The following is a 15,968-nucleotide window of genomic DNA, read 5'->3' as shown; positions in this document are numbered from 1 at the left end:
AGTCGGCTCCCCTGAACCCCGCGCGCACGCGACGTCCCCCTCTGCGCTCGTGACCGGCGATCAACGGCCAGACGCCCACGGTGACGATGTCGATCTGAGCGTGACCCGCGTAGGCTGAAGATCTGTGGTCGGCGCCCGACGACGTCGACGAACCGGCGTCAAATAGCGGCGCGGGTCCCGGAGCCTTCCCCGAGGGTCCTTGCAGTGACCACCGCATGCCGCTCGGCGACCGCTCACGGTTCCGGTGATGTGCCTTCCCGTAAGGACACGCCGTCATGACTGACACCCAAGCGATGGATCCCAACAACGCATTCGCCGAGCTGGGCAGCATCAAGCTCGCCGACGTCGACCTGGATGCGGTGCTGGCGAAGATCGCCGAGCTGGCCAAGCGCACCATCCCGGGCGCCAGCGAGGTTTCTGTCACCTTGGTCCGAGGGGACGACGCGCACACCGCCGCCTTCACCGGCGAGCTGGCACTCGCCCTCGACGAGTGGCAGTACGAGCGAGGCCACGGCCCCTGCCTGGACGCGTCGGCAGCCACGGAGACCCTGTCGGTCCCGGACATGTCCAACGAGAGCCGATGGCCGGACTGGGCAAAGCGGGCGCGGGAAGCTGGTGCCAGCAGCTCCCTGTCGATCGGTCTGCCGGTGCAGGACAAAGTCACCGGCGCGCTGAACATCTACGGCACCGAGCCTGACGCCTTCGACGAGGAGGCGATGATCCTGGCCCAGACGTTCGCCGGCTACGCCGCCGTGGCCCTGGCCAACGTCCACCTCTACGACACCCAGGCGACCTTGGCCAGGCACATGCAGGCCGCGATGGCGAACCGGGCCGTCATCGAACAGGCCAAGGGCATCATCATGGGCGAGCGACGCTGCACCCCCGACGAGGCCTTCGCCATCCTCGCCAAGCTCTCGCAGGACACCAACCGCAAGCTCCGTGATGTCGCCTCGGCCCTTGTCGCCAACGCCTCGGGCACTTCCGCACCGTAGAGCGGTGCCGACGAGCACCACGCGTCGCCGGTCATCGGAGACGTCGAGCCGGCCGTGATCGGGGGCGACGTGCGGACGGGCATCTTTTCAGGCGCCGGACCGGCACTAGACGTTGAAGCGGAACTCGACCACGTCGCCGTCCTGCATGACGTACTCCTTGCCTTCGATGCGGACCTTGCCCGCCGCCTTGGCCGCCGCCATGGAACCATGCTCGACCAGGTCGTGGTACGAGACCACCTCGGCCTTGATGAAGCCGCGCTGGAAGTCGGAGTGGATGACACCCGCGGCCTCCGGCGCCGTGGCGCCGACCGGGACGGTCCAGGCCCGCGCCTCCTTTGGCCCGGCGGTCAGGTACGTCTGGAGCCCGAGGGTGCGGAAGCCGACCCGGACGAGTTGGTTGAGGCCGGGCTCGTTCTGCCCGATCGACTCCAGCAGCTCGCGGGCCTCCTCCTCGGGAAGGTCCACCAACTCGGATTCGATCTTGGCGTCCATGAAGACGGCCTCGGCGGGGGCGACCAGCGCGCGCAACTCGTCGAGGAACGCCTCATTGGCCAGCTCGGCCTCGTCGACGTTGAAGACGTACAGGAAGGGCTTGGTGGTCAGCAGGTGCAGCTCGCGCAGGTGCTCCAGCTCGATCTTGGCGGCGGCGGCCCCGGAGTACAGGGTGGTGCCGCCGTCGAGCACCTCGATGGCCTGCTTCGCGGCGGCGACCGCGGCGGCCCGGTCCTTGCGGAGCTTGGCTTCCTTCTCCAACCGGGGCAGCGCCTTGTCCAGGGTCTGCAGGTCGGCGAGGATCAGCTCGGTGTTGATCGTCTCGATGTCGTCGGCCGGGGAGACCTTGCCGTCGACGTGCACCACGTTCGGGTCGGAGAAGGCCCGGACCACCTGGCAGATCGCCGAGGCGTCCCGGATGTTGGCCAGGAAGGCGTTGCCCCGGCCCTGCCCCTTCGACGCGCCGCGGACGAGGCCGGCGATGTCGACGAACGACACCGGGGCCGGCAGCACCTTCTGCGAGGAGAAGATCTCGGCCAGCTTGCCCAGCCGCTCGTCGGGCAGCCCGACCACGCCGACGTTGGGCTCGATGGTGGCGAACGGGTAGTTCGCCGCCAGCACGTCATTCTTGGTCAACGCGTTGAAAAGCGTGCTCTTGCCGACGTTGGGCAGGCCGACGATGCCGATGGTGAGACTCACGACGGGCCAGCTTACGCCGCTGCTGTCGGGGCCGGTCCACGCGGCTCCGATTTGGCCCGCTCGATCGTCGGTCTTCGGCGGGTCCCGGCGGTGGTGACCCGTTGCTACCCTCTCGATGCGGCGAGCGGTAGGAGGCGTTGTGGACCAGGTGGCCGAATTCGACCGGTTGTTCCAGCAGACCCGACAGGCACTGGCGTCGATGCGTACGACCGGCCAGGTTCCCGACGACGGCTCGGCCGGTCAACCGGCGCGGGGCACCGGATCCGCGGCGGGCGGCCAGGTCGAGGTGGTGATGGTCGGCCAGCGGGTCGAGTCGGTGACGGTGGACCCACGCGCCCTGCGGATGGGCGCCGAGTTGCTCGGCGAGCAGATCACCCTGGCGGTCAACGCCGCCCTGGACGACCTGCGGCTCCAGGCCGGCGAGGCATCCGTGGACGCGCCCCCGGTGGACACGGTGGCCCTCGACCGAACGCTCGACGAGTTGCAGAACGAGTCCGTGCGGAGCATGGCCGCGATGACCGAGGCGCTCACCGACGCGGTGCGGCGCATCCAGCAGTCAGCGAGGTGACGACGTGCCCGAGAACCTGCAGGTGCATCCACCAGCGCTACGCCAGGGCGGCAGCCACCTGACCGAGGTGGCCGAGCAGCTCGCCGCTCAGTGGGAGGCGCTGCGGGCGCGGACGGCCGCGATGGGCGACATCTTCGGTGACGACGACGTGGGCGGTCTGATCGGCATGTCGTACCAGGCGGCCGAGGAGATCGCGGCGGAGTGCCTCGGCTCGGTCGTCGAAGGACTGCGCGGCTTCGGCGACGGGCTGGGCCTGATGGCCGACCAGTACGACCTGGTCGAGCAGGACAACGACGCCCAGTTCACCACGATGAGCTGGTAGGGGCGTCGATGGGCATCATGCTGCCCGGCGAACTCGCCGGCCTGCTGAACGAGCTGGGCTACACCTGGCCCAAGTCGGACGAGACGAAGCTGTTCGAGCTCGGTCAGATGTGGATGGAACTGGCCGACTCGCTCCAGCAGGCGGCGGCCGACGGTGCGGCGGCCGCGCAACGGGTGCTGGACGGCAACCAGGGCGACGCGCTCGCCGCGTTCCAGCAGCGCTGGGAGAGCGGCGGCTCGGCGATCTCGGTGCTCCGTGACGGGGGCGCCGGGGCGCGGATGGTCGCCGCGACGCTCTTCGTGTGCGCGATCATCGTCCTCGCGCTGAAGATCAACGTCATCGTTCAACTGGTCATCCTGCTGGTGCAGATCATCCAGGCGATCGCGACGGCCGCACCGACGTTCGGTGCCTCGCTGTTGGAGATCCCGATCTTCAAGAAGCTCACCGACATGGTCCTCGGCATGCTGGTCGACCAGGCGATCGGAGTGGTCCTGGGATGACCTCGACCCTGCCCGAGCTGTACATCGCCGTGGACGTGGAAGCCGACGGCCCGATCCCCGGGCCGTACAGCATGATCTCGCTGGGCATGGCCGTGTCCGGCCATCCGGAGCTTGCCTTCTACACCGAGTTGCGCCCGATCTCCGACGAGTTCGTACCGGCGGCGCTGGCCGTCTCCGGCCTGGACCGGGACCGCCTTATGCGGGAGGCGCCCAGCGCGCAGGAGGCGATGACCGCCGCGGCGACCTGGGTCAACGGTCTTCGCCGACTCGGCCGTCCGGTCTTCCTCGCCGCACCCGCCGTCTGGGACGGGATGTTCGTGCACTGGTACTTCGTCCGCTTCGTCGGCCACAGCCCGTTCGGGGCGACCGGTTCCGGCGTCGATCTGCGCAGCTACTGGATGGGGTTGACCGGCAGCGAATGGGTCCAGACCAGAAAGGGCAAGATCAAGCACGAACTGGGCCTGCACGACGTGCCGCACACGCACCACGCCGGTGAGGACGCCGCCGAGCTGGCGCAGGTCTTCGACGCGGTGCTCCGCCGCCGACAGTCGGGCGGGCCGGCGTGACCGGGCGACGGGACCTGCCGGACGGGGCCGCGACGGCCGCCCGTGGCATCGTCGCGCAGGCCGCCCGGAGCGCGATGCGCAGAGCCGATGACGTGGCCGGCGAGGCAGCCGGACAGGCGGGCACCCGGGCCGCGCGACGGATCCCCCAGGGCTTCACCGAGCGGCAGTGGACCCGGTTCGCCCGAGGCGCCCGGCAGACCCAGCGGCAGGCCGGCCTCCCCGACGGCGACCTGGTCGCGCACGGCAGCCGGGTACGCGGCACCGCCCGTCCGGACTCGGACATCGACGTGGCGCTCATCGTCGACGACGCCACCTTCTTCGACCTCGCGGAACGCTCGCTGTCCCGGGCACCGGCCGGGACTCGGCTGCGCAAGACCATGCTGCGCCGGATCAACGAGAACGGGCAGCTCGCCAGCTTCGACCTGGGCACCGAGTTCACCCACCTGCGCCGCGAGCTGATGGACAGCCACGTGCCGCACAAGGTGCAGTTCTCGGTGCTGCGCCGGGGCGGCAAGTTCGACAACGGTCCGTTCCTCCCGCTCGATTGAGCGGTTGGGCATCTGGCAAGGTGGCAGACGTGCAGACGACGTTGCAGTTCCTCATCATGGTCGACGGCCCGCTGACGGAGGCGGAGCTGCTGGACCGGATCCGCACCGGGCTGCCCGACGCGGTGCCCTACCGACGGGACTCGGTCGACGTTCGGGGCAACCTGTTGGAGATCAACCCCAACGAGGGCGCCGACCCGCAGCTGGCCGCCACCGACGAGGACGACTACCTCTACTTCCGGTGGCGGGTGGAGCTGACCCCGATGGCCGGCTCGGTCGACGAGGGGCACCAGATCGCCCTGGCCCGGGAGCTGCTGCGGGCGATCGAGGGCCCGCAGGTGCGGGCGACCGTCTGCGCCGCCTTCGAGGACCGGGTCTGACCGGCCACGTCCTCAGCCGAGCAGGCGGGGGGCGATGATCGCCTCCCGGACGCTGCCGTCCGCGCCACGGCTGACCTCGTACGCCGAGACTCCCTCGCGGTCGGCGACCGCCTCGACCAGGCGGATGCCCCGGTAGACCAGGCCCACGCCGTCGTCGGTGCAGTGGCTGGTGGGCAGCGTCCCGTCGCCGACCAGCTCGTGCATGAGCGGTCGACGCTGGCCTTCGCTGTCGTAGTGCACCCCGTTGCCGTACGGCAGCCAGCCCAGACTCTCGGTGAAGCCGCGCAGTCGGGGGCCGAAGCTGTCGGTGGCCCCGCCCACGTGCCAGCAGATCGATCCGGCGGAGACGCCGCCCAGCACCACGCCGGCCTGCCAGCACTCGTGCAGGATCTCGTCGAGCCCGTGCACCCTCCAGACCGCGACCAGGTTGGCGACGCTGCCGCCGCCCACCCAGATCACGTCCTGGGCGAGCAGGTGGGCGCGAACGTCCTCGACGTTCGGCATCGGAAACAGGGCGAGGTGCGACAGCCGGAACCGGGTGTCGGCGAACGCGCCGTAGATGGCCGTCAGCGACGTGGGCTGGTCCCCGACGGCCTGCCCGAGGTAGCAGACGCGCGGCTGCGGACCGGCCTCGGCCAGCTCGGCCGCCAGCTCGAAGACCGGGCTGGGACGCAGGTCGAGAGGGCCTCGGTCGCCGCGGAAGAAACCCATGCTGGTGGCGAGGATGGTTGGTTCGCTGGCGGGCATGTGCGTCCTTCCGTCGGTGCGGGACGCGTTCATCCTGCCGCAGCCGGCCGCCGGCCGATCACCCGCCGCCGCGCTGCCCGACCCTCGGCCGGGTCGGTGGGGCCTCGGCTCAGCCGGCGCGACGCTGGCGGGGCACCAGAGCCAGCGCGCGGGACTGGGCCTCGGCGGGCTCGGAGGCGGCCTGGTCCTCGGTCTGCTCATCGGCTGGCGTCGTGCGGGCCGCTCGGTCGCAGACGGCCACCTCGCCGTCGGGCCAGGTGACCGGAGACAGCTCCCCCGGCGGCAGTTGCGCGGCGGCGGCGCGGGGCAGCGTGAACCGTTCGGCGGCAGCCGGGCCGGCCAGGACGGACTCGCGCAGCATCCAGCGCACCTCGTCGGCCGTCCAGCCCAACCCCGGCCGGGCGGCGATCTGGCGAACCAGCCGCCGGCCGACGCGGGTGTCGTCGTCGTAGAAGCGCATGCACCAGTGGTGTGTCCACATGCCGAGCGCCCGCAGGCCCGCGTCGTCCAGCGAGCGGGCCAGCCGACCGCACGCGGTGTCGGCGAAGGTCACCTCGGCGTCGACCGCCCGATCGCGCTCGATGGCCCCGACGGCGGCCGGCGCCACGGCCCGCATCCGCCGGTAGAAGGACTGCGCCACCGCACGGGGCAGCGGCGGGAACGCGCCCTGTGTCGACGCCGCCGCCCGACCCGCCACGCTCGCCATCGCCGCACCCCTTCTTGAGTTGGTGGCCGGACGTTACCCCCCACGACCGACACTTTCGGGCGGAAAATCCGCCCTCGAACGTGGATAGCAAGGTTGACCTGGGGCGTCTGTATCGGTGACAACGAAACGGGGTGGTGGGTGGACGAGGACGAGCGAGCCCGGTTGGCCGAGTTCGTCGCCAGCCGGACTCCGGCGTTGATGCGGGTCGCGTACCTGCTGACCGGGAACCGCAACGCCGCCGAGGACCTGTTCCAGTCGGCGTTGGCGCGGACCATCCCGAAGTGGGGAAGCATCCGGCACGCCGACCCGGAGGGATATCTGCGCGTGGTGATGTACCGCGAACAGGTCAGCTGGTGGCGGCGACTGCGCCGCTGGCGGGAGACGCCGCTCAACCCGGCGGACGAACCGGTCGGCGCCGATCCGAGTGGCGGGTCCGACGTGCGGTTGGCGATGCGGGCCGCGCTGCGCCACCTGCCGCCGGCGCAGCGCACGGTGGTGGTCCTGCGCTACTACGAGGACCTGCCCGAGGCACGGGTCGCCGAGCTGCTGGGCTGCTCGGTGGGCACCGTGCGCAGCCGTACCCACCGGGCGGTCACCCGACTGCGGGAACTCCTGCCGGAGATCGAACTGCTGGAGGTACGGCGATGACCGATTCCTTCGAGCACCTCATCCGCTCCACCCTCACCGACCTGGCCGAGGAGGCACCGATCGTGCATGACCAGTTGAGCCGAGCGGAACGGCGGGTGCGCAACCGTCGCCGCGCCACGGTGACGATGGGGGCGGTGGGCACCCTCGCGGCGATCCTGATCGCCACCCCGCTCGCCCTCGCGGGGACCGGCTCGGACCAGCCCCGACCGGCCGCGCCCAACCCGGCGGTCGAGCCCGACCTGCCCGCGCCCAGCCCGTCCGGGCCGGCCGTCGAGCCCGGGCCGGTCGCGCCGGGCCCGCCCGGTGTGCCGGGCCGACCCGGACCGGCGGGCGCGCCGAGCCCGTCCGGGCCGATCGCTGTGCCGGGCGTGCCCGGGGTGCCGGGCGGCGCACCCGCGGCGCCGGGCGTACCCGGCCGGCCCGGGCCGACGGTCAAGCCGAGCCCGTCCGAGCCGGTCGCGGTGCCCAGCCCGGCGACATGACCAGGGCCGGTCGGGCCGGGCGCACCCCCGCCCGGCCCGACCGGCGGGCGCTGTCGGAGCCACCACGTCGGCACCGAGCCGCCGGGGCGCGACGGCCGGAGATCCTGGTCACCTCGGGTTGGCAAAGACGGGCGTGGTCCGCCCACTCTTGGGCCATGACCGTTCACGGACACCCGATCGCCGTCGGCCTGAGCCCCGATCCGTCCGTGGACGAACGGGACGCGACGCCATACCAGGCCCGCACCGCAGCAGCGGTCCGCGAGCTGCGGGGGCGGCGATGAGCGCAGCGCTGGCCCGGGTCCCCGGGTCGCTCACCGGGCAGCTCGTCACACCCGGCGACCGCCGGTACGCGCAACTGCGCTCGACGTACACCACGACGGCGTCGCCGGCCGGCATCCTGCTGCCGAAGAACGCCGCGCAGGTCGTCGCCGCGATCCGCTACGCACGCGAGCAGCGGCTGCCGATCGCCGTCCGCAGCGGCGGGCACGGCCTCTCCGGCGCCGGCTCCAACAACGGCGGCCTGGTCATCGACCTGTCGATGCTCAACCGGGTGCAGGTACTCGACGAGCGGTCCGGGCTGGTCCGGGTCGAGGCCGGCGCCCGCTGGGCGAACGTGGCCGCCGCGCTGGCGCCGTACGGCCTGGTGATCAGCTCGGGCGATTACGGCAACGTCGGCGTCGGCGGCCTGGCCACCGGCGGCGGTGTCGGCTGGCTGGTCCGCTCGTCCGGCCTCACCATCGACCGCGTCCGGGCGGTGGAGGTGGTGCTCGCGGACGGCACGCAGGTGCGCGCGGACGCCGAGCACGAGCCGGAGCTGTTCTGGCTGGTCCGGGGCGCCGGTGCGGGGGCGGGGATCGTGGTGGCGTTCGAGATCGAAGCCACCGAGCAGCGCAACGTCGGGGTGGCGCAGCTGGTCGTCGAGGCGCACCCGGACGGCCGAACCGTCCGGGAGTGGGCGGACTACCTGGCGCAGGCTCCACGAGAGCTGTCCGCCGGTGCCGTGCTGTACGCGGAGGGACGGTCGGCCCTCATGTCCATCACCGCCGTGGTCGCCGCCGAGAGCCTGCGCCGCGCCCGACCCGCCGTGGAGCCGCTGCTGGCCATCGGGAAGCTCCTCGAACACCGCACCGACCTGCTGCCCTACCCGGCCCTGGTGCCGACCGCGCACCTGCACCCGAACGTCGGTCAGCAGCGGGGCACGACCACCAACGGCCTGTTCACGGGGCTGGATGACGCCGGCGCACGGGCCCTGATGCGCGCGGTGACCGGGCCCGGCCGGGCCGTGGTCCAGCTCCGCTCGGTGGGCGGGGCGGTCAACGACGTGGCACCGGACGCGACCGCCTACGCACACCGGCACCAGAACACCCTGGTCGTTGCCTCGGTGTTCCCTCCGCAGGGTGGCGCGGCGTTGGACTCCGCGTGGCGGGGCGTCGCCGGCCGGGCCGACGGCGCGTACGTCAACTTCGAGAGCCGGCCGGACCCGACCGGGTTCGCCCGGATCTACCCGGGTGAGACCGGCGCCCGGGTGCGGCGGCTCTGGCGACGGTACGACCCGGACGGCGTGTTCCGGCCGGCGCTGCTGACCGCCCGACCCGCCCGGTCCGGTCAGCCCGCACGGTCGAGCCAGCCCGCACGGGCCGGCCAGTCGGCGCGGTCCGGCCAGCCGCATCGGCGTCGCCGCTGACGGCCACCCGGGCGCGGTTGCCGGGTGGCGCACGCCCAGGTCCGATTCCCGCCAGCCGGAAGCCCGGCGAGCGGGGCATCATCGGTGGCGTGGAGATGGACTTCGAGCGGTGCTACCGGGCTGTGGACAGCCGTGACCAGCGGTTCGACGGCTGGTTCTACACGGGTGTGACGTCCACCGGGATCTACTGCCGGCCGTCCTGCCCGGCGACCACGCCCAAGCGACAGAACGTCCGGTTCTTCCCGTCCGCCGCCGCGGCCCAGGGTGCCGGGCTGCGGGCCTGCCGTCGCTGCCGGCCGGACGCCGCACCGGGCTCCCCGCAGTGGGACGTCCGCGCGGACGTGGTCGGCCGGGCGATGCGGCTGATCGCCGACGGAGTGGTCGACCGGGACGGCGTTCCCGGGCTGGCCGCGAAGCTCGGCTACACCGAGCGGCACCTGCACCGGATGCTGCGCGCCGAGATGGGGGCCGGGCCGCTGGCCCTGGCCCGGGCACAGCGGGCGCAGACCGCCCGGATCCTGATCGAGACGACCGGCCTCGGGATGGCCGAGATCGCGTTCGCCGCCGGGTTCGGCAGCGTGCGGCAGTTCAACGACACGGTCCGCGAGGTGTACGCGACCGCCCCGTCCGAGCTGCGCGCGGCCCGTGGCCGGCACCAGACGCCGCCCGGGGCGGGGACCATCACGCTCCGGCTGGCGTACCGCCCGCCGCTGCACGCCCGGGCGTTGCTGGACTTCCTCGCCGTGCGGGCGCTGCCCGGCGTGGAGGAGGTCCGTGACGGGACGTACCACCGGGGTCTGCGGTTGCCGCACGGCGCCGGTCAGGTGGCGCTGACCCCGGCGGACGGGCACGTGGCGGCGACGCTGCGGCTGGCGGACCTGCGTGACCTGGCGCCGGCGGTGGCCCGCTGCCGCCGGCTGCTCGACCTGGACGCGGACCCGGCCGCCGTCGACGCCACGCTCGCCGCCGACCCGGCGCTCGCCCCGGCGGTCGCGACCGAACCGGGTATCCGGGTCCCCCGCGCGGTGGACGGCTTCGAGCTGGCGGTCCGCGCGATCATCGGCCAGCAGGTCTCGGTCACCTCCGCCCGCACCACCCTCACCCGCCTGCTGGCCGCCCGCGACCGCCTCGATCATGATGTCGGCGGGCCGGACGGGGACCTGGAGCCCGGCCAACCTCATGATCACCGGGACGAGGGGCTCCGGGGGTTTCCCAGCGCGGAGGAGGTGCTGGGGGTGCCGGATGAGGGGTTCGGGATGCCTGTCGGGCGGCGGGAGACCATACGGACGCTGGCGCGGGCGGTGGTCGACGGGGAGTTGGACCTCGCGCCCGGTGGCGACCGGGAGGAGAGCGTTCGGCGGTTGCTGGCGCTGCCCGGCATCGGCCCCTGGACGGCCGGCTACCTGGCCATGCGCGCCTTCGGGGACCCGGACGTCCTGCTCCCCACCGACCTGGCGGTCCGGCGCGGCGCGACCGCGCTCGGCCTGCCCGGCGACCCCAAGACCCTCGACGCGTACGCCGACCGCTGGCGCCCCTGGCGGTCCTACGCCACGATCAGACTCTGGAGAGCGGCATGACCATCGACAGCACCACACTGAACACCCCCGCCGGCCCGCTGAGCGTCCTCGCCGACGCCGACAGCGAGGTCCTGGCGGCCGGCTTCACCCCGGACCCGGCGGCGCTGCTGCCCCTGATCCACCCGACCCTGCGGGCGCCGCTTCGGCAGCGGACCGACCTCGGTCCGGTCAGCGCGGCCGTCCGCTCCTACCTGGACGGTGACCTCACCGCCATCGACGCGGTGCCGGTGCGGCAGCGCACGGGCGGCGAGTTCATGGCGCACGCCTGGCAGGTGCTGCGCGACGTCCCACCGGGCACCCCGGTCACCTACACCGGGTACGCGGCGCTGGCCGGCCGGCCGCCGGCGGTGCGGGCCGCCGCGGCCGCCTGCGCCCGCAACGCGGCGGCGCTGTTCGTGCCCTGCCACCGGGTGCTGCGCACCGACGGCAGCCTCGGTGGCTACCGCTGGGGGCTGGACGTGAAGAAGTGGCTTCTCGGTCATGAGCGACGGTTGACAACAAGCTGACACAAGCATCGACAGACATAGACGCTACCGTCGGGTAGTGCCTGCGGACAGCGTCGGCAACCCGGCCGCCCGGGTCGCCGCGGGCCCAAACCCCGTGCACAACCTCTGGCGGCTGCGCCGCTACCTGCGCCCGTACGCCGCCGAGTTCGCCTGGCTGATGCTCGCGGGGCTCGCCGGCACGGCGGCCGGGATCGCCGTACCGCTGGTGGTGCAGCGGGTGGTCGACGGGCCGGTGGCGCGGCACGAGCCCGCCGGGCTGCTCCAGCTCGGTGGCCTCGCGCTGCTGCTCGGCGTGGTCGAGGCGGTGCTGATCTTCATCCGGCGCTGGGTGCAGTCGTCCTCCGCGGTGGGCATGGAGGCGGCGTTGCGCGCCGACGTCTACGCCCATCTGCAGCGGCTGCCGACCAGCTTCCACGACCGCTGGCAGTCCGGTCAGCTCCTGTCGAGGATCACCAGCGACCTGTCGGTGATCCGCCGGTTCCTCTCCTTCGGCGTGTTCTTCCTGGTGCTCAACCTGACCACCTACGTGGTGGTGGTCGTGCTGCTGATCCGCCTGCACCCGACGCTCGGGCTGCTGGTGGCGGCCAGCACGGTGCCGCTGCTGCTGATCACCCGGCGCTTCGCGCGGCACTACCACAGCGCGTCCCGCCGGATGCAGGACCAGCAGGGCGACGTGGCCACCCTGGTCGAGGAGACCGCGCAGGGCCTGCGCACCATGAAGGCGTACGGCCGGGGGCCCGAGTTGGCCGCCCGTTTCGCCGGTGGCGCCCGGCGGCTGCACGACACCGGCGTACGCAAGGGCCGCCTGCTGGCCAACACCGCGGCGCTGCTGGACCTGGTGCCCAATCTGACCCTGGGCGTGGTGCTGGTCGCCGGGGCGGCCGCCGCCGCCGAGGGCGCGCTGACCATCGGTGAGGTGGTCGCGTTCGTCAGCCTCCAGTTGATGCTCATCTGGCCGGTGCAGACCCTCGGCTGGATCATCGCCAACGGTCAGGAGGCGGCCACGGCCGCCGACCGGGTCCAGGAGGTGCTGGACACCCCACCGCAGATCGTGGACAGGCCGGGGGCGCTCGCGATGGCACGCGACGCGGTCCACGGCCGGCTCCGGTTCGAACGGGTGGCGTTCCGGTACCCGGGCACCACGGAGACGGTGCTGCGCGAGATCGACCTGACCATCGAGCCGGGCGAGACGCTGGCCCTGGTGGGCGCGACCGGCTGCGGCAAGAGCACGCTGCTCTCCCTGGTGCCCCGACTGCACGAGGTGACCGGCGGTCGGATCACCCTGGACGGGCACGACCTGCGCGACCTCCGGCTGGACTCGCTGCGCCGGCTGGTCGGGGTGGCCTTCGAGGAGCCCACGCTCTTCTCCATGTCGGTGCGGGAGAACCTGACGCTGGGGCACCCGGAGGCCGGCGACGACGAGGTCCGGGCCGCTCTCGCGCTCGCCCAGGCCGACTTCGCGTACGACCTGCCGTGGGGTCTGTCCACCCGCGTGGGTGAGCAGGGGCTGTCGCTGTCCGGTGGGCAGCGGCAGCGGTTGGCGCTGGCGAGGGCGGTGCTCGGCCGTCCGGCACTGCTGGTGCTGGACGACCCGCTGTCCGCCCTCGACGTGCACACCGAGGCGCTGGTCGAGGCGGCACTGCGGCGGGTGCTGCGGAACTGCACGGCGCTGCTGGTGGTGCACCGTCCGTCGACGATCGCACTGGCCGACCGGGTCGCCCTGCTCGACGGCGGGCGGATCGCCGCGATCGGCCGGCACTCCGAGTTGCTGGCCACCGTGCCGGAGTACCGGGCACTCCTCGCCGCCGAGCCGCCGGCCGGGCAGCCACCGCCGACCGGGCCGACCACGTCCGCCTCGTCCACGTCGGACGGGTGGGGGCTGGTGCGGTCGTGACCGTTCGGGAGGAGGCCGACCCACCGCCGGGGGAAGAACCGGAACTCTCCCGCTGGCGCGGGACGGCCACCGACCCGGAGGCCGACCGGAGCCGGGCCGAGGACACCACCCCCGAGGCGGTGACCCGGCTGCGCCGGCTCAGCCGGACGCTGCTGGCCGACCTGCTCCGCCCGCACCGGGGTCGACTCGCCGCCGCGGTCGGCCTGCTGCTGGCCCAGAACGCGGCCGCGATGGCCGGCCCGTACCTGGTCATGGTCGGCATCGACCGGGCCATCGCGCCGTTGCGGGCCGGTGACGCCAGGCCGCTGGCCGCCGTGGCGGGGGCGTTCGCCGTCGCCGCGGCCACCGAGTACGTGGCCCGCCGCGGATTCCTCGCCCTGTCCGCCCGGATCGGCCAGGCCGTCCTGCTGGACCTGCGGCAGCGCGTGTTCGGGCACTTCCTGCGACTGTCGGTGGGCTTCCACGAGCGGTACACATCCGGCCGGATGGTCTCCCGGCTCACCAGTGACCTGGACTCGATCGCCGAGCTGGTCGACGGCGGTATCGACAGCCTGGTGCTGGCCGCGCTGTCGATCCTCTCGGTGGCGGCCATCCTGCTCTGGCTGGATCTGCCGCTGGCCGCGGTGACGCTGTTCGCGTTCCCGTTCCTGTTCTGGCTCTCCCGCTGGTTCGCCCGGGCGTCGGCTGGCGCGTACCGGCGGACCCGCGAGGCGGTCGCCCTGGTCATCGTCCACTTCGTCGAGTCGATGCGGGGCATCCGCGCGGTGCAGGCGTTCCGCCGGGAGCCCCGCAACCAGCGGATCTTCGTGGCGCTCGGCGACGACTACCGGCAGGCCAGCCTGCACGCGTTCCGCCTGATCGCCACGTACTCCCCGGCGATCAAGTTGATCGGCAACGTCACGGTGGCGGTGGTGCTCTGCTACGGCGGCTGGCGCGTCCTCGGCGGGCGGACGGAGGTCGGGGTCCTCGCCGCGTTCCTGCTCTACCTGCGCCGCTTCTTCGAGCCGATGCAGGAGCTGAGCCAGTTCTACAACTCGCTCCAGTCGGCCACCGCGGCGCTGGAGAAGCTGGCCGGCGTGCTGGACGAGCGGCCGGCGGTCGCCGAACCGGCCCGGCCGGTGCCGCTGCCGACCGGCGTCGGCCGCGGTGAGATCGCCTTCGGCGCGGTCACCTTCGGCTACCGCGCCGACACCCCGATCCTCTCCGGGCTGGAGCTGACCGTGCCCGCCGGGCAGACCGTCGCGCTGATCGGGCCGACCGGCGCCGGCAAGTCGACCGTCGCCAAGCTCGTCGCCCGGTTCCACGACCCGGACACCGGCACCGTGCGGCTGGACGGCATCGACCTGCGTGCGGTGAGCGACGCCGACCTGCGCCGCGCGGTGGTGCTGGTCACCCAGGAGAACCACCTGTTCAGCGGCACCGTGGCGGAGAACATCCGGTTCGGTCGGCCGGGCGCCGACGACGCCGCCGTGCAGGCCGCCGCCCGGGCCATCGGCGCGCACGAGTTCATCACCGCGCTGCCCGACGGGTACGCCACGCAGGTGCACCGGCGCGGCGGCCGGCTCTCCGCCGGGCAGCGGCAGTTGGTCGCGTTCGCCCGCGCGTTCCTGGCCGACCCGACCGTGCTGATCCTGGACGAGGCGACGTCGTCGCTGGACGTGCCGACCGAGCGGCTGGTGCAGCGGGCGCTCGGCACGATCCTGCGGGACCGGACCGCCCTGGTGATCGCGCACCGACTCTCCACCGTGGAGACCGCCGACCGGGTGCTCGTCCTCGACGGTGGGCGGGTCGTCGAGGACGGCCCGCCCGCCGTGCTGGCCGAGGCCGGCGGCCGGTACGCGGCGCTGCACCGGCAGTGGCGCGACTCACTGGTCTAGGCGAGCACCGACCCGCCGTCGACGGTGAGGACCGTCCCGGTGGTGAACGGGTTGACCATGGTGAACAGGTACGCCGAGGCGACGTCGTCGACCTCCCCGACCCTGCCCAGCGGCACGGACGCCGCGGACTGGCGGTAGAGCTGCTCCCGGTCCGCCTCGGGCATCGAGGCCCAGAGCGGGCTGCGGACCACGCCCGGCGCGACCGCGTTGACCCGGATCCGGCGGGGTGCGAGCTCGACGGCGAGGGCGCGGGTCAGCGCCTCGGTCGCGCCGCAGATGCTGGCCGCCACCGACCAGCCCGGACCGGGCCGGGCGGAGGCGGTGCCGGTGGTCAGCGTGACGGAGCCCCCGTCGCTCAGGTGCGGGGCGGCGGCCCGGACAGCGCCGAGCGCGCCGAAGTAACGCAGCTCGAAGAACTGCCGCGCCCGGTCCACGTCCAGCTCGTCCAGGGACATCAGGGCCAGTGGCTCGCCAGCGGTGTAGGCGAGGTGGTCGACCGGGCCGACCTCCGCCACCAGCCGGGCGAACATCCGGTCCACGGCGGCGGCGTCGGTCAGGTCGACGGCGTGGCCGTGTGCGCCCTCCGGCAGCTCGGCGAGCGCCTTCTCGACGCTGGCCGGGTTGCTGGACACGACGGTGACGACCGCACCGGCCTCGGCGGCCGCGCGCGCCGTCGCCAGGCCGATGCCGGAGGTGCCCCCGAGGACGACGACGTGCCGGGAGCGCAGGGAACTGGTGTTCATGGGGTGGATGCCTCTCTCGCGGATTGCCTGCGCCAACCCT

General features: G+C 73.2%; 17 protein-coding genes and 3 pseudogenes. 16 read left to right on the top strand and 4 right to left on the bottom strand.

Going from position 1 to position 15,968, the window contains the following annotated elements; translation table 11 throughout:
* The first annotated feature begins 275 nt into the window (after nt 1-275).
* Nucleotides 276-992: an ANTAR domain-containing protein gene (locus ACTWLT_RS13350; protein WP_445318667.1), complete on the top strand. Its 717-nt coding sequence runs from the start codon at nt 276-278 to the stop codon at nt 990-992.
* A gap of 105 nt (nt 993-1,097) precedes the next feature.
* Here ACTWLT_RS13350 and ychF read toward each other — a convergent pair whose 3' ends face one another.
* On the bottom strand, nt 1,098-2,183 hold the full coding sequence (gene ychF, locus ACTWLT_RS13345; protein ID WP_445318666.1) for a redox-regulated ATPase YchF: 1,086 nt from the start codon (nt 2,181-2,183) through the stop codon (nt 1,098-1,100).
* 139 nt (nt 2,184-2,322) lie between these two features.
* Between ychF and ACTWLT_RS13340 the strand changes: the two genes are divergently transcribed.
* From ACTWLT_RS13340 to ACTWLT_RS13315, 6 genes are read left to right on the top strand one after another with little or no spacing between them, the layout of a single operon-like run.
* Complete coding sequence (locus tag ACTWLT_RS13340; protein ID WP_445318665.1) at nt 2,323-2,751, top strand: YbaB/EbfC family nucleoid-associated protein; 429 nt, start codon at nt 2,323-2,325, stop codon at nt 2,749-2,751.
* 4 nt (nt 2,752-2,755) lie between these two features.
* Complete coding sequence (locus tag ACTWLT_RS13335; RefSeq protein ID WP_252418981.1) at nt 2,756-3,073, top strand: type VII secretion target; 318 nt, start codon at nt 2,756-2,758, stop codon at nt 3,071-3,073.
* 8 nt (nt 3,074-3,081) lie between these two features.
* Nucleotides 3,082-3,573, top strand: a complete 492-nt coding sequence (locus ACTWLT_RS13330) for a WXG100-like domain-containing protein (protein WP_445318664.1) — start codon at nt 3,082-3,084, stop codon at nt 3,571-3,573.
* Nucleotides 3,570-4,139, top strand: coding sequence for an exonuclease (locus ACTWLT_RS13325; RefSeq protein ID WP_445318663.1), 570 nt, complete (start codon nt 3,570-3,572; stop codon nt 4,137-4,139). Before ACTWLT_RS13330 ends, ACTWLT_RS13325 begins: the two co-directional genes overlap by 4 nt.
* Complete coding sequence (locus ACTWLT_RS13320) at nt 4,136-4,687, top strand: nucleotidyltransferase domain-containing protein (protein WP_445318662.1); 552 nt, start codon at nt 4,136-4,138, stop codon at nt 4,685-4,687. The genes ACTWLT_RS13325 and ACTWLT_RS13320 overlap by 4 nt, the downstream gene beginning before the upstream one ends.
* Before the next feature lie 29 nt (nt 4,688-4,716).
* Entirely contained in the window at nt 4,717-5,064 is a 348-nt protein-coding gene (locus tag ACTWLT_RS13315; RefSeq protein ID WP_445318661.1) for a hypothetical protein, read from the top strand.
* Between the two features lie 12 nt (nt 5,065-5,076).
* Here ACTWLT_RS13315 and ACTWLT_RS13310 read toward each other — a convergent pair whose 3' ends face one another.
* On the bottom strand, nt 5,077-5,811 hold the full coding sequence (locus tag ACTWLT_RS13310; protein WP_445318660.1) for a Type 1 glutamine amidotransferase-like domain-containing protein: 735 nt from the start codon (nt 5,809-5,811) through the stop codon (nt 5,077-5,079).
* A 274-nt stretch (nt 5,812-6,085) separates the two neighbouring features.
* Nucleotides 6,086-6,517: pseudogene (locus ACTWLT_RS13305) on the bottom strand (hypothetical protein); the annotation flags it as partial.
* 138 nt (nt 6,518-6,655) lie between these two features.
* Here ACTWLT_RS13305 and ACTWLT_RS13300 point away from each other — a divergent pair.
* The 9 genes and pseudogenes from ACTWLT_RS13300 to ACTWLT_RS13260 all read left to right on the top strand — a co-directional run bounded on the left by ACTWLT_RS13300 (nt 6,656) and on the right by ACTWLT_RS13260 (nt 15,185).
* On the top strand, nt 6,656-7,165 hold the full coding sequence (locus tag ACTWLT_RS13300; RefSeq protein ID WP_252418975.1) for a SigE family RNA polymerase sigma factor: 510 nt from the start codon (nt 6,656-6,658) through the stop codon (nt 7,163-7,165).
* Nucleotides 7,162-7,647: a hypothetical protein gene (locus tag ACTWLT_RS13295; protein WP_445318659.1), complete on the top strand. Its 486-nt coding sequence runs from the start codon at nt 7,162-7,164 to the stop codon at nt 7,645-7,647. Before ACTWLT_RS13300 ends, ACTWLT_RS13295 begins: the two co-directional genes overlap by 4 nt.
* 155 nt (nt 7,648-7,802) lie before the next feature.
* Nucleotides 7,803-7,928 (top strand): hypothetical protein, encoded by a 126-nt coding sequence (locus tag ACTWLT_RS13290; RefSeq protein WP_445318658.1) that lies wholly within the window; start codon nt 7,803-7,805, stop codon nt 7,926-7,928.
* The gene (locus ACTWLT_RS13285) at nt 7,925-9,331 is read left to right on the top strand and encodes an FAD-binding oxidoreductase (protein WP_445318657.1); all 1,407 of its coding nucleotides are present in this window, start codon (nt 7,925-7,927) and stop codon (nt 9,329-9,331) included. Before ACTWLT_RS13290 ends, ACTWLT_RS13285 begins: the two co-directional genes overlap by 4 nt.
* Before the next feature lie 89 nt (nt 9,332-9,420).
* Nucleotides 9,421-10,447 (top strand): annotated as a pseudogene (locus ACTWLT_RS13280) (bifunctional transcriptional activator/DNA repair enzyme AdaA); the annotation flags it as partial.
* 80 nt (nt 10,448-10,527) lie between these two features.
* Nucleotides 10,528-10,908, top strand: a pseudogene (locus ACTWLT_RS13275) (DNA-3-methyladenine glycosylase family protein); the annotation flags it as partial.
* Nucleotides 10,905-11,414 (top strand): methylated-DNA--[protein]-cysteine S-methyltransferase, encoded by a 510-nt coding sequence (locus ACTWLT_RS13270; protein ID WP_445318656.1) that lies wholly within the window; start codon nt 10,905-10,907, stop codon nt 11,412-11,414. The pseudogene ACTWLT_RS13275 and the gene ACTWLT_RS13270, both read left to right, overlap by 4 nt.
* Before the next feature lie 37 nt (nt 11,415-11,451).
* Nucleotides 11,452-13,308: an ABC transporter ATP-binding protein gene (locus ACTWLT_RS13265; RefSeq protein ID WP_445318655.1), complete on the top strand. Its 1,857-nt coding sequence runs from the start codon at nt 11,452-11,454 to the stop codon at nt 13,306-13,308.
* Complete coding sequence (locus ACTWLT_RS13260; RefSeq protein WP_445318654.1) at nt 13,305-15,185, top strand: ABC transporter ATP-binding protein; 1,881 nt, start codon at nt 13,305-13,307, stop codon at nt 15,183-15,185. The genes ACTWLT_RS13265 and ACTWLT_RS13260 overlap by 4 nt, the downstream gene beginning before the upstream one ends.
* Here ACTWLT_RS13260 and ACTWLT_RS13255 read toward each other — a convergent pair.
* On the bottom strand, nt 15,182-15,928 hold the full coding sequence (locus ACTWLT_RS13255; protein WP_445318653.1) for an SDR family oxidoreductase: 747 nt from the start codon (nt 15,926-15,928) through the stop codon (nt 15,182-15,184). The genes ACTWLT_RS13260 and ACTWLT_RS13255 overlap by 4 nt on opposite strands.
* Nucleotides 15,929-15,968: the final 40 nt, after the last annotated feature.

This window comes from Micromonospora yongxingensis (assembly GCF_052601155.1).
The sequence above is the reverse complement of the archived record's forward strand: the minus strand, read 5'-3'. Positions and strand labels throughout refer to the sequence as shown.

Coding starts and splice junctions, on each gene's coding strand:
- ACTWLT_RS13350 (WP_445318667.1), top strand. CDS start 276: ATGACTGACACCCAAGCGATGGATCCCAACAACGCATTCGCCGAGCTG.
- ACTWLT_RS13330 (WP_445318664.1), top strand. CDS start 3,082: ATGGGCATCATGCTGCCCGGCGAACTCGCCGGCCTGCTGAACGAGCTG.
- ACTWLT_RS13325 (WP_445318663.1), top strand. CDS start 3,570: ATGACCTCGACCCTGCCCGAGCTGTACATCGCCGTGGACGTGGAAGCC.
- ACTWLT_RS13310 (WP_445318660.1), bottom strand. CDS start 5,811: ATGCCCGCCAGCGAACCAACCATCCTCGCCACCAGCATGGGTTTCTTC.
- ACTWLT_RS13295 (WP_445318659.1), top strand. CDS start 7,162: ATGACCGATTCCTTCGAGCACCTCATCCGCTCCACCCTCACCGACCTG.
- ACTWLT_RS13290 (WP_445318658.1), top strand. CDS start 7,803: ATGACCGTTCACGGACACCCGATCGCCGTCGGCCTGAGCCCCGATCCG.
- ACTWLT_RS13285 (WP_445318657.1), top strand. CDS start 7,925: ATGAGCGCAGCGCTGGCCCGGGTCCCCGGGTCGCTCACCGGGCAGCTC.
- ACTWLT_RS13270 (WP_445318656.1), top strand. CDS start 10,905: ATGACCATCGACAGCACCACACTGAACACCCCCGCCGGCCCGCTGAGC.
- ACTWLT_RS13255 (WP_445318653.1), bottom strand. CDS start 15,928: ATGAACACCAGTTCCCTGCGCTCCCGGCACGTCGTCGTCCTCGGGGGC.